Source organism: Microvirga sp. ACRRW (genome assembly GCF_022346925.1).
Taxonomy (GTDB): Bacteria; Pseudomonadota; Alphaproteobacteria; order Rhizobiales; family Beijerinckiaceae; genus Microvirga.
In genome coordinates this window covers 376,986-403,012 of sequence record NZ_JAKRNJ010000002.1, presented here as the reverse complement: position 1 = coordinate 403,012, position 26,027 = coordinate 376,986, and the positions used below count along the sequence as shown (strand labels likewise).

The 26,027-nt window shown below is 59.4% G+C and carries 3 protein-coding genes; all 3 read right to left on the bottom strand.

The genetic code is table 11. The features are described 5' to 3' along the window. Positions 1-17: 17 nt before the first annotated feature. Entirely contained in the window at positions 18-8,321 is an 8,304-nt protein-coding gene (locus tag MHY87_RS06055; protein ID WP_239350377.1) for a hypothetical protein, read from the bottom strand. Positions 8,322-8,939: 618 nt separating this feature from the next. Continuing rightward, on the bottom strand, positions 8,940-14,201 hold the full coding sequence (locus MHY87_RS06050; RefSeq protein WP_239350375.1) for a Calx-beta domain-containing protein: 5,262 nt from the start codon (positions 14,199-14,201) through the stop codon (positions 8,940-8,942). A 76-nt stretch (positions 14,202-14,277) separates the two neighbouring features. Beyond that, a complete protein-coding gene (locus MHY87_RS18845; RefSeq protein ID WP_304611113.1) occupies positions 14,278-26,007 on the bottom strand; it encodes a cadherin domain-containing protein in 11,730 nt (3,909 codons plus the stop codon). Between the last annotated feature and the right edge of the window lie 20 nt (positions 26,008-26,027).

Here is a 26,027-nt window from a genome sequence, read left to right as displayed (position 1 = left end):
GCCGCCCTGCCAGTTTCTTACGTTCCGGAATAAATCCAGAAATTCGCCGCGGTCAGATCCGCCCGCGAGCCCATGTAGGTCTCGATCGTCGCAAACCACACCTTGTCGAACCGCGAGCCCGTGCCGTCCTGGTCGTAGTACAGACGCCCGTTCGACTTGTCGTACAGGATCTGCGCCCGCGCCTCCGTCGCCACCGTGCCCAGCACAAACGCCGCAGCGTCCAGAACCTTGTTGTTCTCCGTCGTCTTGAAGCCGCTGAACCCGAACTGGCGGTTCAGCCAGATCATGTCGTTCTCGCCCCCCGTCGTGCTCGCCCGGAAGTCCTTGATGCTGTCCCGGTTGGTCGTCGCATCCGGCGCATACTGGAACTGGAAGACGTCGTTGCCTTCCCCGCCCCACAGGTTGTCGTTGCCTTCACCGCCGCGCAGGGTGTCGTCGCCCTTGCCGCCATTCAGGTTGTCGTTGAAGCCGCCACCATAGATCTTGTCCGAGGTGTCGGCCTCCTCCACGAACTCAATGAAGAGGTCGCGTGCGTTGATGCGCAGCGTCGTGATCGCCGAGGCCCCGCCGTCCGCCTTGTCCTCGAAGGCCTGCACCTGGATGGTGTAGTACTTCGCCGAGCTGCTCAGCTGCTCGTAGTCGATGGCGATACTGTTGGCGACCTTGATCACCCAGCGGCCATCTTCCTGCACCAGCTTGAACCGGCCGCCGGCATCGTCCTTCAGCTCGAAGCGCAGCGGGTCGCCGTCCAGGTCGGTGGCGGTCAGCGCGGCCACGACGATGTCGTTGCTCGTGCCCTCGCGCACCGCAGCAGTGCCCGAAACCCACCGAACATCCGTCGGAGCATGGCTTCCTGTGTCCTCCACGGTCACCGTCACCGAGCCTTCCACGATGCTGTTCGGTGCCCCCATGTCGTCGTTGGCGACAATGACATAGGACTTGGTTTCCGTAGCCGCCACGCCCGGAGACTTCACCAGCATCAGCACGTTACCGACGAACTTGTAGTATCCGTCCTCGCTGGTGTCGTACAGCAAGCCGTCCGAGTGCTTGAACTTGTAAATGATCGTCTGTCCGTCGAGATCCACCGCATCGAATGTCAGCAGCGCTCCGAGGGCGGCTCCTTCCTTGATCGTGAAGCTGCCAGACGGCACCGTCGGCGCGTAGTTGCCCGTGGCATCGTCCGGATCCTTGATCGTGACGGTGATCGTGCCCTCCACCTCGCTGTTAGGCGCGCCCTGGCCGTCATTGGCGACAACGACATAGTTCCTGATCGTGTCGGCATCCACTGCCGCGGCGCCGAGCGCCACGAGACGGTTGCCCTCGAACCTGAACAACCCATCCTCGCTTGTGTCGTACAGCAAGCCGTCCGAGTGCTTGAACTTGTAGACGATCGTCTGTCCGTCAAGGTCGGTGTCCGCCAGGATGAGAACAACACCCAGCGCACCGTTGGCCCAGTCAAGCGTCCGCGACGGGTCGGTCGGCGCATGGTTGCCGCTCGGCTCATCCAGGTTCTTGATCGTCACCTTGATCGTGCCGGTCACGGTGCCGTTGGGAGTTCCCGAACCGTCGTCCGCCACCACGGTGTAGTTCTTCGCCGTGTCGCGGTCGACAGCTTCCGCGCCGATGGCCTCCATCCTGTTGCCGACGAAGCGGAACAGGCCATCCTCGCTCTCAGCGTGCAAGGTGCCATCCGACCACTTGAACTTGTACGAGATGGTCTCTCCGTCGAGGTCCATCTCCGCCAGGATCAGGACGGCACCCATCACCCCTTCAAACCAGTCTACGGCTCGTGACGGGTCGGTCGGAGCATGGTTGCCGGTCGCCTCATCCAAGTTCTTGATGGTGATGGTGATCTGACCGTTCACGACGCTGTTGGGAGCGCCCTGCCCGTCATCCGCCACCACGTTGTAGATCTTGATCGTGTCGCGTTCCACCGTGGCGCCGGTTGCAGCTTCGAGCTTGCTGCCGACAAAGCGGAATAGCCCATCCTCGCTCTCATCGTGCAGCGAGCCGTCACGCCACTTGAACTTGTAGGTAACGGCTTGGCCGTCAAGGTCCCTATCCGCCAGGATCAGGACATCGCCAAGCGCGCCCTCCTTCCAGTCCAATGCGCGTGTCGGATCGGGGGGAGCATGGTTGCCCGTCGTCTCGTCCTCATTGCTGATCGTGACGGTGATCGTGCCTTCCACCTCGCTGTTGGGCGCGCCCTGGCCGTCATTGGCCACGACGGTGTAAGTCTTGAGCGTATCTCGATCGACCGTAGCACCGGTGACAGCTTCGAGCTTGTTACCCACGAAGCGGAACAGCCCGTCCTGGCTTTCGTCGTGCAACGAACCGTCACGCCACTTGAACTTGTAGATGATCGTCTCGCCGTCGATGTCCGTCTCCGCCAGGATCAGAACCTCGCCCGTCGCGCCTTCCTTCCATTCGAGCGCGCGGGAAGGATCATAAGGCGAACGGTTGCCGGTGGCCTCGTCCACGTCCGTGATCGTGATGGTGAGCGTGCCTTCCACCACGCTGTTCGGCGCACCTTGGCCGTCATCGGCGACAACTGCGTAGGACTTCAGCGTGTCGCGATCGACCGAAGCGCCCACGACTGCCTCAAGCCTGTTGCCGACGAAGCGGAACAAGCCATCCTGGCTCTCGTCGTGCAACGAGCCGTCTTTCCACTTGAACTTGTAGATGATCGTCTCGCCGTCGAGATCCCTCTCCGCCAAGAACAGGACATCGCCTGTCTTGCCTTCTCTCCAGTCAAGCGAACGTGACGGATCGGACGGGGCATAGTTGCCGGTCGTCTCGTCCTCGTTCTTGATCGTGACGGTGAGCGTGCCTTCCATCTGGCTATTGGGCGCACCCTGACCGTCATCGGCAACGATGACATAGGTCTTGAACGTGTCCCGATCCACTACGGCGCCAGTGACGGCAACGAGCTTGTTGCCAACGAACCGGAACAGCCCGTCCTCGCTGGTGTCGTACAGGAAGCCGTCCGAGTGCTTGAACTTGTAGATGATGGTTTCACCGTCAATGTCCTTCTCGGCCAGGATCAGGACATCGCCCGTCGCACCTTCCGCCCAATCGAGCGAGCGCGACGGATCGGACGGCGCATGGTTGCCCGTCGTCTCGTCTTCGTTCTTGAGCGTGACGGTGAGCGTGCCTTCTACCTCGCTGTTGGATGCACCCTGCCCGTCATTGGCCACGATGGTGTAGGTCTTGATCGTATCCCGATCGACCGTAGCGCCGGTGACAGCAACGAGCATGTTACCGACGAAGCGGAACAGGCCGTCCTGGCTCTCGTCGTGCAGAGAGCCATCCTTCCACTTGAACTTGTAGATGATGGTCTCGCCGTCGATGTCCTTCTCGGCCAGGATCAGGACATCGCCCGTCACACCTTCCTTCCATTCGAGCGAGCGGGAGGGATCGGTCGGAGCGTGGTTGCCCGTCGTCTCGTCTTCGTTCTTGAGCGTGACGGTGAGCGTGCCCTCAACCAAACTGACCGAGGTGCCCTGCCCGTCGTCGGCCACGATGGTATAGTTCTTGATCGTGTCGCGATCGACCGAAGCGCCAGTGACAGCTTCAAGCTTGTTGCCGACGAAGCGGAACAGGCCATCCTCGCTCTCATTGTGCAGCGAACCGTCACGCCACTTGAACTTGTAGGCAATCGTGTCGCCGTCCTCGTCCTCATCGTCGAGGGTCAGAATTTCGCCGGTGATGCCCTCTTCAATTTCGAACGCGGCTGTTGGATCGGTCGGGGCCCGGTTCGGCGGCAGCTCCTGCGTGAAGATCGTGACGTCCTGGTAGGAGGAATTCCCCCACCGATCCGTCGCAACGATTCTGATCGTAATGCTGAAGCGCGTCGACAGATCCAAGCCGGACCCATTGAGCACATAAAGAACCCAGGTCCCAGGCTCATCGCCAGCCTTGATGTCGAAGATGCCGGCCATGGCGCCTTCAACGGAATAGGTAAAGTCGTCGCCCTCCGGATCAAAGCCGCTCAGGGTACCGATGATCGTTCCGTCGGCAGCATCTGGAATGACCGCATTACCACGCCAATCCACCAGGTCGGCGTCGAAGCCGAGACCGGTCGGACCGAAGTTTTCCGTGATCGTGACAGCCAACTCCGTCTCGTCACTGCGGTTGATCCCGTCGAAGGCAGTCACATAGACCTTAAAGAAGTTATCGCCGCCCGCAGCATAGATGAGTTCAGCCGTCGCCAAGCTCACTCTGAGTTCGAACCTACCGTCGTCCAACTTGACGACCCGGAAGTAAGTCCCCGAGCCATCGTCGCCGGGGAGATTGCTTCTCACGCTGAAGGTCAGTTCCTGCCCATCCGGATCGTCGACTTCAATATAACCGACAACCGTACCGGCCGACGCATGCGCGACGACAGAAGCCGGGTCCGTGAACCGGACATTCGTCGGGATCGTGTTGGTTTCCAGGATGTTCAGATTGACCGACATCGAGGTTTCATGCTCGCCGTCGGAAGCGGTGATGATGAGGCTCCCATCGGAGGTCGGCTTGATAAGGCTGCCGTTGAGAACCTTGATCACCCAAAGTCCTGTTTCGTCATCAGGTTCGAGGCTGAGAGCCCCGCTGTCGAACAGCTCGCCTCTTATGGTATAAGTGATCGGATTTCCCTCAGGATCGTACGCCCTCAGATAGCCAACGAGCACGCCATCGGGCGAATCCACGACCACTGTGCGCGCAGACAGAGACAGATCCTCAGGCGCTTCATCGATGTTCATCACATCGATGGTGATTTCCTCCGGTTCTCCAGTCTGCACACCATGCTCGTCGACCGCGACGATCTTCAGTCTGAAGATGTGAGAGATGAGTGTGTCGTAGTCGAGCTTGCCTGTGGCGCGGATCTCAAACTTGCCGCCGTTATTGAAGACGGTGAACAAACCATCCGGATCGCCTGCCACGATGACATAATTGGAGATTGCATGTCCTTCCGGATCGGTGGCGCTCAGAACACCAATGACCTCAGAATTCTCGAAGACTTCAACTCCCTTGGCTTCGTTGAGTTTGATGCCGATTGGGCCTTCATTGACGTCCTGGATGTCCAGCGTCAAATCCTTCGAGGTTTCGTGCCCCTTAGAATCCCGAACCGTGATCTTGAGAATCCGAGAGCCCGGGCTCTCGAAGTCAAGAAGCGCCTTGCCGGAAGCCGACACGCGAATTTCATAGCGCGTGGGGCTGATCTGGACGAGGATGAACGCGCCAGCCCAGGGGCCTTCAATGACAGGATCGCCGACGATGTCGCCATCGACATCGGAAACGTCGATATAGCCGACGAGAGTTCCCTCACCCGAATTCTCGTCGAATGCGACCGTCGCCACATCGACGACAGGATCATCGCCATCCCTGACTTCGATAGCAGGAGTGATCGAAGTCGTGTGCCCATGACCGTCATCGACAGTGATCAGAAGATTAGCCGTCGTCGCGGTATCAAGGTTGATGAGCTCGGGGTTCAGAACCCGCAACACATACTTGTCGCCTTCTTTGACGATATGGAAGGCCTTCTTGTCGGCGGTATCGAAATTGCTCGTGACAGAGAAGGTCAGCTCATCGCCGTCGATATCGGTGACATTGACCGTAGCGACATACGCACCCGATGCCTCACCTTCTCTAGGGTTGATGACATCCGTCAGTGCTAGCCCCGTCGGGGCATCGTTCAGGATGTTAAGCGTCAAGTCATGGGTCGACGTATTGTCATGATCGTCGGTGACGGAGAGAGTGATAGCGACCTGATGACCCTCGGCCGAATTGTAATCAATCAAAGCCGGATCATTGACGATGACCTCATAGAGCTTTGTGTCATGATTATACTCGACTCTGAAGGCCTTTATGCCATCACGGTCGAGGCTGCTTGTGACACCCGCCGTCACCGGGTCCTTGTTCGGGTCCTGCGCGGCAAAGGTTGCGGCAACGATCCTTGATCCATCCTTGCCAGCATGGTCGCGGATATCTGCGCCGGTCACCGACGAAATCTCGGGAGGATTATTGGTGATGGTGATGGTGTAATTCCGCGAAACCGACACACCCTTATGATCGGTCGCAGTGATAACAAGGTGCGCAAGATGCGTCTCGATTGCGTCATAGTCGATGAGAGCGCCCTTGGCGACCTTCAGCACATACTTGTCGCCTTCCTTGACAATCTTGAAAGCCCTCGTTCCATCAAAGCCGTCGAGGCTGCTGGAGACGACAACATTTAGGGTAGCGTCGGCATAGTCCTCGTCCGATAGGTCCACGTAAGCGACAAAACTATCATCGTCGGGACTTCCGCCCAGCTCGTATCCGGACAACCCAGCAAGAACAGGCGCTTCGTTGACGTCATTGATGGTGAGATCAAATCTATAACTTCTGAGTGAGTTCGTATTCCCCGTCTGGTCGGTGATATAGACTTCGATATACTTCTGATCTTCGGGAATCTCGTAATTGATCTTGCTACCGTCTTTGACGCGCAAGGCGAACCCGCCTGCCTCCCACTTGATCTCGAACGCGTCACCCATGGGACCGCCGACCCAAGCGTGAATGCTGTTCCCATCCTGATCGGTAATGTTGAGCATACCCAGTAGGTCGCCCGTGCCCGCTCCCTCGGTCACGACAGTCGAGGACAATCCCCCGCTGAGAACCGGCGCATCATTCAGGTTGGTCACATCCAGAGTGAGCGTCTCAATTGTCGAAGTCCCCGGACGATGAGGATCCGAGGCTCTAATCGTAACCTTGACTTTATGATTGATAAGCGCCGGGTCTTCATAGTCCAGCGCTGCGCCAGCTTTAAGCTGAAGTCCCCAACGGCCATCCTGGTAGATCACCTCAAACGGGCTATCAGGATCAAAGTCGCCTGTTACGAAGTCGACCACCTCGTAGACGAGGTTCGGCATATCCGCGAAATCGTCTTGAGCGCTTAGCCATCCTACGAAGTGCGCCTCTGCATCTCCTCCGATGGCACGCTCGGAGACGCTATATGAAGTCAGCGCAATATCGTGCGGAGACTCCTGCATATCCGTGATGTTAAAGGATATGGTATAGGCACTATTCCAATTCTGCGCGCCGATTATAGAGTGATCTAAAGAAAAAATCTGAAGATTGTAGACGCCGCCAGGCGCGGATTCATAATCGAATACAGCACCCGCTTTAGTATAGATGCTATATAACGTCGAGCTTTCTCTTACGATATAAAATCGTTCCGAATCTTTCGCCCGACTAAAATACAATACCAGCTGGCTCCCTCCCAGATCGTCATCTGACAGAGTGACCGTCGCGACTTTACGGTCTACGGTATTGAATTCCTTAAGATCTGTCTTGTCCGTTATCGTCGCCGTCGTGGGTTCAGGAACGTTGGTTAGAGTGATTGTAAAGGCGTTACCGCCACCAGCACCGTATTCGTCCTTCGCGGTAAACCAGAGATCGATCTTGCCGCCATTGCTGGAATATAACTCATAATTGAGCTTCCTTTCATCAGCAACGACAAGAACCCATGTGCCACTCCGGTTCTCAACCCTGAAAGGGGTTCCTGTCGTAGTCAAAGCATAGCTGGCAATCGCATGGTCTTCGGCATCGTATGCGTAGAAAGTGCCGACAACATCCCCGTTCCTAAGGGAATTTTCTGCCAGCGTCGTCCTGCTGATACCGATCAAGTAAGGACCAGTATTGTCAGGAATTCCTCCCCCGCCACCAGTTGGTCCAGCCAGCGACACCATCGGAGCCGACCAAGGATCGATGATGGTTATCTCTGGGTCCTGTACTGTACTTTCCAGAACCCATGACTCAGCAATATCGAAAGCTGCTCTCTGCTCTGCAGATTCTGCAGACAGCGCCTCATCCTCGATCCATGTCAGGCGTGAGTCATATATTGCCTCGGAGATCACATCAGAGTTCGGCGTCTTGTACGTGAGCGCAAAGCCGCCGCCCTTGGTCTCCTTGACGGAGAGGACTTCGCGATCTGCATCAAAGGACGTCAATGCATGAGCAACCGCGCCGGAAGCACGGCCGTCCGCTTTCAGAACACGCATGTTGAACACGCTCAGATCGCCCTGCGACCCTGTTGAGGCCCACAGCGCGACCGGCCGTCCATTTTCCAACTGGAAGAACTTGGTGGAACCGGGCTCTACCCGATCGCCAATCGTGAACGACGGCCCTTTAGCTTTTCCTGCCGAATTGAAGACTTGGCCTGCAAGACGCCCCTCGCCTTCCGACGTGCGGTCCATCCATGTAGCCAGGACGGATCCGTTCTTGAGCACTATCAGGTCATCGGCCTCAATCTGGTCCTTGATGAGAGCGGAGAGCTGGTTGTTCAGAGAAAACGAAGACGCCATAGCCATGAACCCCTTATTCAGCCCATAGACTATATGTGACAATATCACGTTGCGGCAAGACCAAATCCTTGCATGTCTGCAAAGATACCTGACCTAGGAATCCTTATTCTGCAAGAACCCTCCATCTTACTCCATCGCAGCCAGGTTACGCCTCTGTAAGATGAGGACTTTTCGCACGCTAAAAGCTCAGATTCTGTCAAAAACCCAGCGTCAGAACGGCCTCAACACTTTGCGATATTCTCAACCGATAAGGCTTGGCTCGGCTTTTCAACGATGCCTCAGATGCGCTGAACCGTCCCCGGCCGGCTTAAGCTCACAAGTTACCAAGGGACGGGGTAGCCAAAGACATCGTGCCACCGACGATTGGCAGGAGAAATCCGAGAAGGTTGGGTCCTGTCTTGTTCAATGACAATGAGGACCAACGTGAACAGGCCCATAGGCTTCCATCTATTCCAGAGCGGATCAGAGCCAACTTAAGAGCTCTGACAGCGTCTCCGTTGGCAATCCAACGTGATCGATAGGCCGCGGGATTCCTCACCCATCTCCTTAGGACAACCGGCACAAAAAAGCCCCGGCAGCCTTGCTGCCGGGGCTCATGCTTAGAACTACACCGTTCGATTAGATGACCGAGAAATCGTCTGCAGTCATCTTCAGGTTCTTGCCGATCTTGGCGATTTCCACCGCCTTGCCTTTGCCCGAACCGTCGGCATCGTAATAGAGGATGCCCTTTTTCTTGTCGTAGATGATGTAGTCGTTTCTGTCCTTGGCCTTATCGCCAATCCGGAAGAAGTCCTTGTTCAGGGCCGCCGGCGCAGCCGCCGAACCAGCCTTGCCGAGCTTCTTGAAGATGGCGTTGTCGAGCCAGATCGTGTCGTCGACGACCTTGAAGTCGGCAATCGTGTCGAGGTTGGTCTTCGCGTTCAGCTTCTTGTTGAACACGAAGATGTCCTTGCCCGCTCCACCATACAGCTTGTCGTTGCCTTCCTCGCCGTAGAGGATGTCGTTACCGCCATCGCCCTTCAGGGTGTCATCGTTCTTGCCACCATAGAGAGTGTCATGACCGTTGCCACCGTAGATGGTGTCGTTACCGCCCTCGCCGTACAGCTTGTCGTCACCGTTAAGGCCCTTGATCTGGTCCTTGCCGTTGCCGGAGCCGCCCTTGAGGATGTCGTCGAGCCCGGTGCCGTTGAGCTTGTCGTTCTTGCTCGAGCCACGCTTGTTCAGCGTAACCTGATCGCCGACATTGATGGTGAAGACCTGCTCGAACGCTTCCTTGCCGTCGCTGACACGGACCTTGATCTGATGAGACTTGGCCTCTTCATAGTTCACAGGTCCAGCCAGCATGAGCTTGCCGTCCACGATTGAGAACCGGCCACCAGCGCTGTCGACGATCGTATAGCTGATCGCATCACCCTCGGCATCGAAGCCAGAGAATGCGCCGACCTGCACGCCGGGAGCAGTATACTCGTCGACTTTGCCGCCGTTGACGTTGAGGACCACATCCTTCGGAGCCGTGTTCGGAACAACCATAGCATCGTCGTTGGTGATGATGCCCTTGGCCGTCGCCGTGCCACCCACCGTCACGTTCGTGCCGGCGGTCAGCGTGACCGTGAACTCCTCGGTCGGCTCGACATCACCATCGCCTCTCACGTTGACCGTGATCGTCGCGGTGCTCTGGCCGTCGGCGAAGGTCACCGTGCCGCTCGGGCGGGCACCGCCAGCGAAGTCGCCGTCGGATGCCGCGTTGGCGCCTGAACCGGTCACATTCCACACCACAGTCGACTCGCCCGAGGTACCGGTGCGGGTGACCACGTAGGTGTAGGCCGTGGTGCCTGCGTTGCCCTCGGCCTTCGTCACCGTCGTCGTGCCTGTGAAGCCGACCGACGGAGTGCCAGCCGGAGGCGCGTCGTCGTTGGTGATCACGCCCGTGGCCGTGCCGGAGCCGCCCACCGTGCCGCCCGTGCCGTTCGACAGGGTAACCGTGAACTCCTCGGTCGGCTCGTTCGTGTCGTCGCCGTTCACCATGACCGTGATCGTCGCGCTGTCCTGACCTTCACTGAAGGTGACCGTACCGCTCGGATAGGCACTGCCGGCGAAGTCGCTGCCGGACGCCGAGTTGGTGCCCGAGCCACCCACTGTCCACACCACCGTCGAAGTGCCCGAAGTGGTGTCACGGGTGATCACGTAGGTGTAGGCGGTAGTGGTGCCGCCCGCGCCTTCGTCGTGCGTCACCGACGCCGTGCCGAAGTTGATCGACGGGGTCGGCGGCGTAGCCGAGTCATCATTGGTGATGATGCCCTTGGCCGTCGTCGTGCCGCCGACCGTACCGTTCGTGCCGTTCGACAGGGTAACCGTGAACTCTTCGGTCGGCTCGTCCGTAGCGTCGCCGGTCACGTTGACCGTGATCGTCGCGCTGCTCTGGCCGTCCGCGAAGGTGACCGTGCCGCTCGGATACGTGCCGCCGAAATCGTCGGCCGTGGCCGAGCTGGTGCCCGAGCCGCCCACTGTCCACACCACCGTCGAGTCGCCCGCAGTGGTGTTGCGGGTGATGACGTAGGTGTAGGCCGTGGTGCCCGCATTGCCTTCAGTCTTCGTCACCGTCGTGGTGCCGGAGAAGCCGATCGTCGCGGTATCATCGTTGGTGATGACGCCCGTGGCCGTCGTCGTGCCGCCGACCGTACCGTTCGTGCCGTTCGACAGGGTAACCGTGAATTCCTCGTCGTGTTCGGGTGTAGTATCGCCGCTCACGTTGACCGTGATCGTCGCAGCCGTCTGGCCAGCCGCGAAGGTGACCGTGCCGCTCGGATAGGACGAACCGCCGAAGTCGCCGGCCGCTGCCGAGTTGGTGCCGGAACCGCTCACCGTCCACACCACCGTCGAAGTGCCCGACGAGGTGTCGCGGGTAACGACATAGGTGTAGGCCGTGGTGCCCGCGTTGCCTTCGGCCTTCGTCACCGCCGTGGTGCCGGAGAAACCGATCGTCGCGGCATCGTCGTTGGTGATGACGCCCTTGTTCGTCGTCGTGCCGCCGACCGTGCCGTTCGTGCCGTTCGACAGGGTGACCGTGAACTCTTCGTCATGCTCGGTCGCAGTGTCGCCGCTCACGTTGACCGTGATCGTCGCAGCCGTCTGGCCGGCCGCGAAGGTGACCGTGCCACTCGGATAGGACGAACCGCCGAAGTCGCCGGCCGCTGCCGAGTTGGTGCCCGAACCGCTCACCGTCCACACCACCGTCGAAGTGCCCGACGAAGTGTCGCGGGTGACGACATAGGTATAGGCCGTGGTGCCCGCGTTGCCTTCGGCATGCGAGACCGTCGCGGTGCCGGCAAAGCCGATGGTCGGCGCATCGTCATTGGTGATGACGCCCTTGTTCGTCGTGGTGCCGCTCACCGTGCCGTTCGTGCCGTTCGACAGGGTGACCGTGAACTCCTCGTCGTGCTCGGTGGTGGCGTCGCCGCTCACGTTGACCGTGATCGTCGCAGCGCTCTGGCCATCCGCGAAGGTGACCGTGCCGCTCGGATACGACGTGCCACCGAAGTCGCTGGCCACGGCCGAGTTGGTGCCCGAGCCGCTTACCGTCCACACCACCGTCGAGGTGCCCGACGAGGTGTCGCGGGTGACGACATAGGTGTAGGCCGTCGTGCCCGAGTTGCCTTCGGCCTTCGTCACTACCGCGGTGCTGGCGAAGCCGATCGACGGGACCTCATCGTTGGTGATGATGCCCTTGGCCGTCGTCGTGCCACCGACCGTGCCGTTCGTGCCGTTCGACAGCGTGACCGTGAACTCTTCATTGTTCTCGGGAGTCGTGTCGCCGCTCACGTTGACCGTGATCGTCTTGGCCGTCTCGCCGGCCGCGAAGGTGACCGTGCCGCTCGGATAGGACGAGCCGCCGAAGTCGTCGGCCGTGGCCGAGTTGGTGCCCGAGCCGCTCACCGTCCACACCACCGTCGAGGAACCCGACGAGGTGTCGCGGGTGACGACATAGGTGTAGGCCGTCGTGCCCGAGTTGCCCTCAGCGTGGCTCACCGTCGTCGTGCCGGAGAAGCCGATGGTCGGCGCATCGTCATTGGTGATGACGCCCTTGTTCGTCGTGGTGCCGCTCACCGTGCCGTTCGTGCCGTTCGACAGGGTGACCGTGAACTCCTCGTCGTGCTCGGTGGTGGCGTCGCCGCTCACGTTGACCGTGATCGTCGCAGCGCTCTGGCCATCCGCGAAGGTGACCGTGCCGCTCGGATACGACGTGCCACCGAAGTCGCTGGCCACGGCCGAGTTGGTGCCCGAGCCGCTTACCGTCCACACCACCGTCGAGGTGCCCGACGAGGTGTCGCGGGTGACGACATAGGTGTAGGCCGTCGTGCCCGAGTTGCCTTCGGCCTTCGTCACTACCGCGGTGCTGGCGAAGCCGATCGACGGGACCTCATCGTTGGTGATGATGCCCTTGGCCGTCGTCGTGCCACCGACCGTGCCGTTCGTGCCGTTCGACAGCGTGACCGTGAACTCTTCATTGTTCTCGGGAGTCGTGTCGCCGCTCACGTTGACCGTGATCGTCTTGGCCGTCTCGCCGGCCGCGAAGGTGACCGTGCCGCTCGGATAGGACGAGCCGCCGAAGTCGTCGGCCGTGGCCGAGTTGGTGCCCGAGCCGCTCACCGTCCACACCACCGTCGAGGAACCCGACGAGGTGTCGCGGGTGATCACGTAGGTGTAGGCCGTCGTGCCCGAGTTGCCTTCGTTGTGCGAGACCGTCGTGGTGCCGGAGAAGCCGATGGTCGGCGCATCGTCATTGGTGATGATGCCCTTGGCCGTCGTCGTGCCGCTCACCGTGCCGCCCGTGCCGTTCGACAGGGTGACCGTGAACTCCTCGTCATGCTCGGTGGCGGTGTCGCCGCTCACGTTGACCGTGATCGTCGCGCTGCTCTGGCCGTCCGCGAAGGTCACCGTGCCGCTCGGATACGAGGTGCCGCCGAAGTCGCCGGCCGCCGCCTGGTTGGTGCCCGAGCCGCTCACCGTCCACACCACCGTCGAGGGACCCGTGGTGATGTCGCGGGTGACCACGTAGGTATAGGCCGTCGTGCCCGAGTTGCCTTCGGCCTTCGTCACCGTGGTGGTGCCGGAGAAGCCGATGGCCGGGGTCGCCACATCGTCGTTGCGAATCGTGCCGGTGGCGCTGCCCTTGGTCGTGGAGACCGTAGCGTTGTCATCGACACCAGCCGTCAGGGTGACCGTGAAGCCTTCGTCGCCCTCCGGTGTCGTATCGCCATTGACGTTGACCGTGATCGTCCGAGACATTTCACCTGCGGTGAAGGTGACCGCGCCGCTAGGATACACGCCGCCAGCGAAATCGCTGGCATCAGCACCTGTTACAGTCCAGTGGACGATAGTTTCGTTCGCGAAAGCTCCATCGTCAAAGTCACGCGTGATGACAAAGGTATAGGCTGTCGTGCCGGAATTACCCTCGTCCTTGTCTGCCGAAACCGGATCGATCGAAACGGTCGGGGAGATGTCGTTCAGGTAAGCGAAGAACGTGACGTCGTCGTCAACCGTCAATCGAGCCGGATCGTACCACTGGAGAGCGATAGAGGTATGGACGTTGCGGGTCTCAAAATCCCATGCGGTAGGACCGACGGTGAGATACCATTTTCCACCCTCCTGCTCGATCCCATAACGGCCGCCCGCATTGGCAGGCGAACCGGCAACGGTAGCGAAGCGCAGATAAGCGGTCGCACCCGACAGCGTCTTGTCTATGCCGACGATTTCGCCAAGCCTGGTGCCAACGGGAATAAATTCATTTTCATACCATGCGGTCGGAGTAGCACCCCCGTCCTCTGAAACGATTCCCCATGGGTTGGAAGGATCAATAGAAAGATAAATTGCGCCAGCCATTACAGCCCCCTTTATTCAGATGATATAACCTTACAGTACGTCAGGGCGGCTGTGAAGGGGCCGCCCTGCCAGTTTCTTACGTTCCGGAATAAATCCAGAAATTCGCCGCGGTCAGATCCGCCCGCGAGCCCATGTAGTTCTCGATCGTCGCAAACCACACCTTCTCGCGCGAGCCCGTGCCGTCCTGGTCGTAGTACAGACGCCCGTTCGACTTGTCGTACAGGATCTGCGCCCGCGCCTCCGTCGCCACCGTGCCCAGCACAAACGCCGCAGCGTCCAGAACCTTGTTGTTCTCCGTCGTCTTGAAGCCGCTGAACCCGAACTGGCGGTTCAGCCAGATCATGTCGTTCTCGCCCCCCGTCGTGCTCGCCCGGAAGTCCTTGATGCTGTCCCGGTTGGTCGTCGCATCCGGCGCATACTGGAACTGGAAGACGTCGTTGTCTTCCCCGCCCCACAGGTTGTCGTTGCCTTCACCGCCGCGCAGGGTGTCGTCGCCCTTGCCGCCATTCAGGTTGTCGTTGAAGCCGCCACCATAGATCTTGTCCGAGGTGTCGGCCTCTTCCACGAACTCGATGGAGAGGTCGCGTGCGTTGATGCGCAGCGTCGTGATCGCCGAGGCCTCGCCGTCCGCCTTGTCCTCGAAGGCCTGCACCTGGATGGTGTAGTACTTCGCCGAGCTGCTCAGCTGCTCGTAGTCGATGGCGATGCTGTTGGCGACCTTGATCACCCAGCGGCCATCTTCCTGCACCAGCTTGAACCGGCCGCCGGCATTGTCCTTCAGCTCGAAGCGCAGCGGATCGCCGTCCAGGTCGGTGGCGGTCAGCGCGGCCACGACGATGTCGTTGCTCGTGCCCTCGCGAACCGAAGCAGTGCCCGAAACCCACCGAACATCCGTCGGAGCACGGTTGGGGATATCGATATCGTCCACCCGGATCGTCACGTCTCGCGTGGTGTACTGGTGTCCATCGAAGACACGCACTTCGAGCTTGTAGTCGAAGGCACCGGCCTTGAGCTTACTGACGTCGATGATCCGGATCGTGCCGAACTCGTCGATAGCGAAGATATCCTTATATTCTTCGCCCAGCGAGTAGGTGAGCGTATCGCCCACGTCGTCATCAGAAGCGACGACCTGTGCCACCACACCATGAGCAACATCCCTGTCCACCAGGATCTTGCCGAAATGCTCCGACGCGGCGTCAACGACCAGGTGTCCGTCCTCGGCGCCGTCGATCTTTTCGATCTCCGCCGCCGTGTTGCCGGCAGGCACATCGGCCTTGGCGATACGCACTGTTACCTTCTGGGTCGTGTACTGATGGCCGTCGTGAACACGCACCTCCAGCTCGTAGTTCGTGCTGTCGGCCGGCAGCTTGCTCACATCCTTGACGATGATCGTGCCATCGCTGGTGATATCGAACAGGCCATTGAAATAGTCGCCGAGCGTGTACGTGAGCGGATCGTTCTCCTTGTCGTCAGCGATGACCTTGGCGATCACGCCTTTTGCGAGTTCCATCCGGACCACGATCTTGCCGACTTCGTCCGGCGTGCCTTCGCCGTTGAGCTTGCCGTCGCCGGCTTCGGTGATCCCACGGATCACCGCGGCCTCGTTGCCCCCAGCCACGTCCACCTTGGAGATCCGGATCCTGACCGTCTCGGTGGTGTAGTGGCGACCGTCGAAGACGCGCACCTCCAGCTCGTAATCCGTGCTGTCGGCCGGCAGCTTGCTCATATCCTTGACGATGATCGTGCCATCGGCGGTGATATCGAACAGGCCTCCGTAGTAGTTGCCCAGCGTGTAGGTAAGCGGATCACCCTCATTGTCATCCGCCGTAACCTTGGCGACCGCGCCTTCCGCGAGATCCATGCGGACCACGATCTTGCCGACTTCTTCGGGAGCGCCGGTGCCGTCGAGTTTGCCGTCACCTGCCTCGGCGATCCCCCTGATGACCGGCGGTGTATTGGCCGGATCCGAAGCGATCGCAGTCACGCGGATCGTGACTTCCTGCGTGGTGAACTCAAAGCCATCCCAGACCTTCACGAGCAGGACGTAGTCCTTCGTCGCGGGATCCAGCTTGCTGACGTCGACGATCCGGATCAGGCCCGTCTCAGGGTCGATGTGGAACAGATCGTCCAGGTCGTCAGCCAGCTCGTAGCGGATCTTCGTACCACCAGGCAGATCGACGTCGGTTGCAGTGACTACGGCGACAACACCGGCAGCCAGGTCCCTGCGAACCACGATCTTGCCGACTTCGTCCGGCGCGCCTTCGCCGTTGAGTTTGCCGTCGCCAGCCTCCCCGACCGTGATCACCGACGGCGTATTGGTCGTCGGCACGTCGTCGATCGTGATCGTGAAGACGAGATCGTCGGTCAGGTGGCCGGCAGGATTGCCGTTCTTGTCCTTGACGATCAGCTTCAGCGTGAAGGTGCGGCCCGCGGCTCCAACCGCCAGCTTGGTGTAATCCTTCACGATGATCTGCTTGGTGCGGGGATCGACCGCGAAGGCACCGATCAGATCTGCAGGCAGATCATCCGGATGCTCCGAGATCTCATAGACGAACTCTTCGTCCTCATCGATATCGAAGACATCGAAGCTCGCCACCACGTCATCGTTTCTCACCGACTCGAGGATCGTCACGGAAGTTGCTCTGGAGCTCAGCTCAGGCGCTTCGTTCACATCCGTAACGTAAACCTTCACGTCGATCGTCTTCGACGGATTGTTCGCCGCGTCGAGCGCGACAACCTTCACGATATAGAACTTGCCGTCCAGGTCCTCACCGAGGCCTGCAGCTTCGAAGTTCAACGTGCGGCCAGCCGCCAGCCTGATCTCGCCGAGATCATTGATCTCGAACAAGCCAGTCAGATTGCCGTCAGGCGCGAAGGCATAGCGGACGCCCAAGCCTTCCGGATCGTCCGCCCCTTCCATGCGGACCAGGACTCTGTCGTGCCAGGTATTCTCCGCAGCGCTCTCGACCTGAACGTAGGTCGGATCGGTCGGAGCTTCGTCCACGGGATTGACATTGATCGTGATCGTTTCAGGCACGCCGGTGGTCGCACCGAGCGAGTCGATTGCAACGATCTTCAGGACATAAGCCTTGGTGCCGGCAATCGCCTCGTAATCGAGCTCCCTGTCTTCCTTGACACGGATCTCGAAACGACCGCCGCCTGCGTCGAACACCTCGAAGATATCGGCGTCGGTACCATCGACAATGCGATAGCCCGCGATGCTGTTGCCCTGATCGTCTTTCGCGCTCAGAACACCGATCGTTGTCGTGTTCTCGTCAACCGAGACCTCGGTCGCCTTGTTGAGCTCGATCGAATGCGGAGCCGTGTTGCCGACAGTCTCGTCATTGATCTTCACATTGAAGATCAACTCGGCACTCAGAGAGCCTTCGCCGCCGTTCTTGTCCCTCACGATCAGTTTCAAGGTGAAGTTGCGGCCGGCAAGGCCCACCGCCAGCTTCTCGTAATCCTTCACGATGATCTGCTTGGTACCGGCCCGGACTTCGAATGCTCCTCTCAGGTCCTCGGGCAAATCCGAAAGCAGTTCCGAGATCTCGTAGACGAAGCCTGCGCCCGGATCCACGTCATCGACGTCGAAGGTGGCTACGACGTCGCCGTTCCTGAAGGTCTCGCTGATGGTGACCGAAGTCGCGGCAGAGCGAAGCACGGGAGCATCGTTCTTATCCGTGACATAGATCTTCACCTCCTTGGCGACAGAGGTATTACCGGCCGGATCAAAAGCGATGACTTTAACGATGTAGAACCGGTTGCCTTCCTTGTCGGTGTTGAGGCCAGGGGTCTCATAGTCGAGGGTCTTGCCGGGTGCGAGCGTGATCTGGCCTGCATGGTTGATCGCAAACAACCCGGTCGGGTTTCCGCCGTCGGCCCAGCTGAACTGGACGAAGGGTGAACCCTCCGGATCGAAGGCATTGAGCTGTACCAGCACATCGTTGGTGATGGTGTTCTCTTCCACGACCGGCGCGTCGGCATATACCGGAGCGCTCGGGGCTTCATCGACCGGATCGACATTGATCGTGATCGTCTGCCCTGTCTCGCTCGTCGCACCCAGCGAATCCGTCGCCTTGATCGTCAGGACATAAGCCTTCCGATCAGCGGGAAGCGCCTCGTAATCGAGTTCCTTTCCTGTTTTGACGCGGATCTCGAACTGGCCGGTCCCCTTATTCTCGAAGACCTCGAAGATGCCGTCCTCATTGCCCGCAGTGATGGTGTAGCCGCCGATACGGTTACCCTCATCGTCTCTCGCCGTCAGGACACCGATCACCGTTGTATTCTCGGGGATGTGGACCTCAGTTGCGCCGTTCAACCGGATCATATGCGGAGCCGTGTTGCCAACTGTCTCGTCATTGATGGTGATGACGAAGTCCAGAGACTTGCTGATGGAACCAGCGTCCGCACGGCCACCCTTGTCCTTGACCGTCAGGGTGAGGGTGAAGGTGCGGCCCGCGAGATCCACGGCAAGCTTGCTCGGATCCTTCACGATGATCTGGCCTGTCGAAGCCTTGACCTCGAAGGCGCCCACGAGATCAGCCGGCAGGCCGGAAATCTCGTAGACGAAATCCTCGCCCACATCGACATCGCGCACACCGAAGCTTGCCACAACGTCGCCGGCCTTAGCCCGCTCATTGATAGTCAGAACGAGCGGATCGGCCGAGAGGACCGGCGCATCGTTCGCATCGGTCACAGTGATGGTGATCGTCTCTTCCGGCGACAGAACGCCGCCGGCAGTCGCCTGTATCTTCAGAGAGATCGTCTTGCTGGCGAGCTTCTCATAATCGAGACCCGTAGCGTGGATCTCGAAGACACCGCCGCCCACGTCGACGATTGAGAAGATGCCGTCAACATTTCCGCCGGTGATGGTGTAGCCGGAGATCGCAGCGCCTTCCTTATCGGATGCGCTCAACACACCGACGACAATCGTGCCTCCAGTCGTGTCTTCAGCGACCGTAACTGCCTTCTTGTCGTTCAGCTTGATGTCGTGCGGCGAGCCTTCCAGGTTGTTGATGAAGACGCGAACCAGCGTCGACTCGGACATCGAGCCGCCGGCCTTTCTCTCCTGAGCGAAGACAGTCAGCTCGAATGCCTTGCCAAGGAAGTTGCCGTCGTCGTCAAAGACATCAACCAGATCCGGGTCGTCTTCGTAGTTGATCGGCCCGATGAGCGTGATCTCGCCGTCGCTATTGATCGCGAACTTGCCGCCATAATTGTACGCCAGGAGGTACCTGAAGGCGTCTCCCTCGTCGTCATAGGACTTCACCTTGGCGACGACTCTCGAACCGGCGGTGTTTTCGTCCACTGCCAGCACAGCCCCTTCGAGATAGGGCTTCACGGGAGCGCCCTTCACGTCCTTGATGTAGACCTTGACGGTCTGCTCGCCGGATGTGTGGCCCTTGTTGTCGCGGGCAGCGACGCGGAGCTGGAAGTACTTGACCTCCTTGCCAGCCTCGTCCCTGCCCGTCGTCAGGCCAATGGTCGTGGACTCGTAGTCGACCGGGCCGTTGATCGTGATCTCGCCGGTCGCCGGGTCGATCGTGAACAGACCGCTGCCTGCACCGAAGTTGTTCAGGAGAACGTAATCGAACGCGTCTCCTTCCGGATCGATGGAGCCGCCGACCCTGCCGACCACATGGCTGCCTTCGGCATTTTCGAAGACAGCGCCCTCGAGAATGACGTCAGGCGCGTCCGGAGCCTCGTTCACGTCGTTGATGAAGATCCTGATCGGATCAGCAGACGTCGTCGTGAACTCGCCGTCGGAGACGGTCACAAAGACCTCGAAGTACTTCCTGCCGCTGCCATCTTCATGCAGCGTGAGGTCGCCGTCCTTCTCGAAATCAATGGGGCCGTTGACGTAGATCTTGCCTGTCTTCGGATCGATGGAAAGCTTGCCGTCAAAAGTCTTCGACAGGCCGAAGGTGAGTTCGTTCCTCTCCGGATCGAGGGCAGCCGCCTGGCCGACCTCGATCAGGCCACTCTTGTTTTCATCAACAGTGAGAGCGCCGCTCACGGTCGGAGCCGCAGGAGCTTCGTTCAAATCGTTGACGAAGATCTTGATCGGCGCGGCGGACGTCACCGTATGCCTGCCGTCGGTGACGGTCACGGAGACCTCGAAGTACTTCTTCCCGCTGCCATCGGTAGCCAGGATGAGATCCGTGTCTCCCTCGAAGTTGATGGGACCGTTGACGTAGATCTTGCCAGTCTTCGGATCGATGGAAAGCTTGCCGCTGAAGGTCTGCGACAGGGTATAGGTGAGTTCCTTCTCCTCCGGATCGAGGGCAAGCGCCTGGCCGACCTCGATGAGGCCTTCGCTGTTCTCGTCGACACTGAGCGTACCGCTCACGGTCGGTGCAGTCGGAGCCTCATCCACGTCGTTGATGTAGACCTTCACCTCGGCAGCGGCCGACGTATGGGTGCCGTCCGTGGCCTTAACCTTGACGATGATATATTTCTTCCAGGTGCCGTCCGGCTGCTCCTCTTTGACGAGGTTCGGATCGTTTTCGTAGTCGATGCCCGAAATGACGTCGATCCTGCCCGACGTCGCATTGATACGGAAATGCCCACCAGGATTGGTATCCAGCTCATACCTGATCGACGAGACGCTTTCGTCGTCATACGAGAAGACGGTGGTGATACCGTCCTTCGTTGCGTTCTCATCCACAGTCTGCGGAATGGTCCTCACCAGCGGAGCGGTCGGCGCATCCTTCACGTCATTGATGTAGACGCGCACGACGCCCGCAGGCGATTTCTTCTTGCCGTCGCTCGCATAGACCATCAGCTCGTAGAAGCGCTTCACGACGCCATCTTCGAGCTGTTCAACCCAGCCGGAGGCCGTGTTCTCATAATCGGCGGCAGCACTCATCGTGATCACGCCGGTGTTGCTATCGATTACAAATCTGCCGTAGCCGTTCCCAAGTTCATAGAGGACCGTATCGCCATCAGCGTCACCGGAATAGACCTGAGCCACAGGCATAAATTTGGGAAGTAGAATACCTTCATCGATCGAAGCAATAACGCTGACGACGCGCGGAGCGTCCGGCGGCGTGTTGAAGTACTCATCGTCGATGATGATTTCTTCAACGTTCTGCAGATGCTCTGCGATCCATGCGTCTCGCGCATCCGCATCGCCATCGAAGGTCTCGGTGAAGACGTAGGCCTTGTCTCTCGTAGAAGTAGTGTCGTCTTTCGCCTCCACGACACGATCATGGATGCTGCGAATGACGTAGACGTCATTGCCTTTGCCGCCGATGAGGGTGTGGCCGACGGAATCGTGCCCCTTACCGCTATCGAGCGTATCGGCATAATTGCCGCCTTCCAGCGTACCGGCCAGGTTGTTGCCGATCATCCAGCTGCCGTCATCCTCACCATCGTAGTTCGCATCTGGATTCTTGCCGTCACTCCCGGGATAGTCCTTAGCCTTCAAGTGCTCGATACCAACATCGTCGGCAAGGCGATAGAAAGCGCCATAGACTTCAGCAATATCGTGATCGCCATCGGTAGCCATCGTGCCTTCGACGATCACGTCGGACGACGAGCGGATCCGATAGAGATCGTTGCCCGTGCCGCCCTTGAGAATGTCGGCCGCACCCGTGCTGCCGCCGCCGTCGAGGGTATCGTTGCCGGCGCCGCCATCCAGGATGTTTGCGCGGTTGTTGCCGGTGATCTTGTTGGCGACATCGTTGCCGGTGAGGTTGATGGAACCCGTTCCGGCGCCTGCCTCAAGATCCTCGAAGTTATCAAGAAGCTTGTAGCTCCTCAGACTCGCATCCTGAATACGGACCGTGTCGCGACCGCTATCTTCGAACTCGCGCATGGTCGTCGTGGCGGCATTGCGCACGATAAAGAGATCGTCGCCCTTATCGCCGATCAGGGTATCCGTGCCCCCATCGCCACCGTCAAGGGTGTCATTGCCGATGCCGCCGGCGATGCTGTTGTCGCCACGGTTTCCGGTCAGCTTGAAATCGGTCGTTCCGCCTTCAACAACCTCAGCCCGCAGCAGCTCGATGTCGGAATCGGCCGCCTGCGTGCCTAGATCATAATGGTCCCGAGCGTGAACCCAGTTCCTGCCGGTAAGATCTTCGATCTGCGTATTGGAATTGTAGACTCTATAGGTATCTCTACCCAGGCCGCCCTTGAGTAGGTCCGCCGCCGAGCCCGCGCCATCCTCCAGCGTATCGTCGAAGGAGCTGCCACTGATCGTCTGGGCCGCGATGTTGCCGATGATGTGGTAGCTGTGCTTGTCGCCAGCGCCGTCGACCAGAATATTTTCAATTTCGACAGTCGACCCGTCGGGATTGATGTCGGCGAGCCTGTACTTGAAGACAGTTGTCGGATCAGTCGAAGTCGACTGAAGGTAGACGATATCCAGGTCGCCTGCGGAGTCCCTGACGATATCCTCCCGGTTATTCACAAAGTAGACGTCGCTGCCGCCACCACCATCGAGAGTGTCGCCAACGAGTCTCAAGTCGAAGTTGTTCGTGCCGCTCCAGAACACGTCCGCGCCGCCGGTGCCGACGAATTCAGCCGCAAGATCGTTGCCCTTAATGACAACGCTTGTCGCGCTGCTATCGGCATGCAGCTTCTCGACCGAGACGCCGCCTTCCAGCGTGAAAGCATTCTTCACATAGGCAATGTCGATCGTGCTGTCGGTGACTGACTCACCCTCGATATGATCGTCGGCATCGACATAATAGGTGTCGGCGCCCCTGCCGCCATGGAACGTATCCGAGCCGCTGGAGCCGCCCTTGAAGACGTTGGCCGAGGCGTTGCCGACGATCCGGTTGCTGAGGTCGTTACCGGTCAGATCGATGGCGCCTGTGGTCTTGCTCGCATCGAGCCTATCGATACCGAAAGCCATTGTATGGCTCTTGATGGACGAGCCGAAGGCCGAGCCCATCAGGAAGACGGTATCCACACCATCGCCGTTCGCCGAAGCGCTTTCATCAACCTGAATATTGTTATCGTAGATGTAGTACGTATCGTCACCGCGCCCGCCGCGGAGCGTATCGAGACCACCGCCGCCGTCGAGGGTATTGGCGTTGCCGTTACCGGTGATGATGTTGGCGCCGCTGTTGCCGACCAGATGCACATTGCCAGTGCCGACGCCTGCAGTGAGGTTTTCGACGTTCGCTGCACCCAGATCATCCATGCGGAATGTGGTCTGGGAGGAGTTGACGATCTCGATGGTGTCGCTGCCGCCACCGGTGTCCTCTTTGATGCTGACCTTCGTCGCATCGCTGATGACGTAGGTGTCGTTACCAGCACCGCCGATCAAGGAATCGATGCCGGATGCGGATGGCGAACCGGCTTCGAGGGTATCGTCACCGGCAGCGCCATAGATCGTGTTGGCGAGGTTGTTGCCCTTGATGTGGGCGCCAACACCGGCATCGGCATAATTGCTGGTGCTGGCAACACGAATGACTTCCAGTCCCTGGTTGTCGCCCAGGGTGAAAGCAGCGCTGTAGACAAAGGCTTCGTCGGCGCCACCACTGGTGTCGGCGGCCTCTTGGACGATGTCCCTGCTGCTGCGAATGTGATAGGTGTCGTTACCGGATCCGCCCTGCAGCGTATCGATTACGCTCGGATCGTCGACGCCGCCGCCATCGATCGTATCGTTGCCGCCGCCGGCGTCGATGATGTTGGCATGGACGTTGCCGACCAGCATTTGACTAAAGCTGTTACCGGTGAGGTTGCGCCGTCCCGCGCTCTCATCGAGGATGAAGACTTCGAGATCGTTTCGGCCTGTCGCAAGCACATAGCCGCCGGTCCCTTCGGCGCCCCAGCCCGTCCCCATGATATAGACGGTGTCCTTGCCGGAGGTTTCGTTGATGGCGTCAGCGGTGCTGTCGATGTAGTAAGTGTCGTCGCCGGCGCCACCGATCAGCGTATCGTTGCCCGCACCGCCATTGAGCGTGTTGGCATTGCCGTCGCCGCCGATCTCGTCGTCGCCGCTCGTTCCGATGATGTGTTCGATGCCGATCAGAACGTCGCCGGCGGCACCGCCGCTATTCGACTGCGCACCCGTCGGCGCCATGTAAACCTTGATGGCCGCGCTGCCGGTATAATCGACAACGTCGATGCCGCCGTCACTGCCGCCCTCGAAGGTGTCGGCACCGGCTCCGCCGATCATGGTGTCGCTGCCGGCCTCACCGATGAGGTGGTCAGAAGCTCCGAAGCTGACGATGTAGTCGTTGCCCGATCCGCCGTTGAGGGTGGAGCTGGGGGCACCTGCAGCCGAGGCCCCATAGATCGTATCACGGCCCGCGCCGGCAAAAATCGAGTCGAAGTAATAGCCCCAGCTTCTCGTATCCTGATTGTAAATCAGGTCGTCGTAGTCCGTTGCCACAAGGATTTCGACGTTCTCGTAGGAGTCGCCGGTAGCATGGCCGGTGCTGTTAAACCCGTCGCGGCTCCGATTGTCGATCCTGAGGCCCTCGGTCCCCGACGACGGCCTGTAATCCTCGTAGGATACGGTGTCCCTGCCGGCACCGCCAACATGCGTGTCGTAGCCAGCACCACCGATCATGAGGTTTTTGTTGGTGGAGAGGTCGTCCTTGCCCGCGTAAAGAATGTCGTGGCCTTCGCCACCCTTAAGGGTGTCGTTGCCCTTGCCGCCATAGATGGTGTCGTCTGCATCACCACCATCGATGCTGTCGTTATTTACCGACCCCACATGCTGGGCATACTGATGGTAAGGATTTGAGGTCGCGGGTATATCGACGCCCGTGACGTTGGAATCGTAGATCTGGACGGCGATGTAACCGCCGCTGCCACCGCCGCTGGTCACATAACGGCCTCCCCCGAGCGAGGAGAAAAGCAAGTCGAAAGTTGTGGCAGTCCCCTCCGCCATAATTTCGCCGGTGGCACTGAACGTAACCATCTTGCCGCCGCCGGAGGAATTGTCGAACCATTTCAGGATGAACTGGCCGCTGGCGCCTTCGATCACCTCCAGGACGGAACCCATGCTGCCCGGCGTTGCAAGCGTCATCTGCCCGCCAATGGCGGTTCCATTGAAATCGTAACGCTGCGCGACGATCTGGCCGGTTTTATTGTACCAGGTCACGAGCAATTGCCCGTTGGACAGCATCGTCGCCGAATGCAGGCCGGAACTGGCGATGTCGGTGATGATGATGGCGGTGTCGGAAACGCCGGCCGCCTTGCCTTCTTTCGTCCGGTAGACGAGTCGAAGTTGCGGGGCTCCATTGGTGATTGCCGTTTCGTGAAGAACGGTGACGTATCTATCCGTACCAATCCCAAAAACGGCGGCATCTTTCACGCCAAAGCCGGAACGGGTTACCGCAGTCGCGGTCACGTACGTCAGCCCATGCGCATCATAAATGTATTGAACACCGGCAGAATAGAAGACGAGACTGCCATCCGCGAGCATCGTGACATCGCCGCCGTTGAGGGACGAATAGCCGGCACCCGAGCTGCCGGGAGTATCGTGAACCGCGTAGATGTCCCATTGGTAGCTGCCCGTGGAGGAAAACTTCCTTGCCAGCTTGTTAATACCGGCATTGCCCAGGAGCACAAAGCCGCCATCCTTTGTGGTCGCGATCTCAAGATCACCGCCTGTACCCATGTTGATGGTCGTGCCCAGGGTGAAAGCCGATGTCGACCGAGGCGAACCATCGGCGTTGAGGATCATTCCCATCAGCGTAGTGGTACCGTCTGCCCACCATACCGCCAGAATGGTGCCGTTGGTCAGCGTCACCATCTTGTACAGGCTATTGCCTCGGGTCTGTGCTCCCCCGGTAAGAAAATCGAATTTCGGGGTCCAGATGGAAGGCGCGACCATGAGACTGCTCCGCAGAAAAA

Excerpts from the sequence above, each read along its gene's own strand:
- MHY87_RS06055 (WP_239350377.1), bottom strand. The coding sequence starts at position 8,321 with ATGGCGTCTTCGTTTTCTCTGAACAACCAGCTCTCCGCTCTCATCAAG.
- MHY87_RS06050 (WP_239350375.1), bottom strand. The coding sequence starts at position 14,201 with ATGGCTGGCGCAATTTATCTTTCTATTGATCCTTCCAACCCATGGGGA.
- MHY87_RS18845 (WP_304611113.1), bottom strand. The coding sequence starts at position 26,007 with ATGGTCGCGCCTTCCATCTGGACCCCGAAATTCGATTTTCTTACCGGG.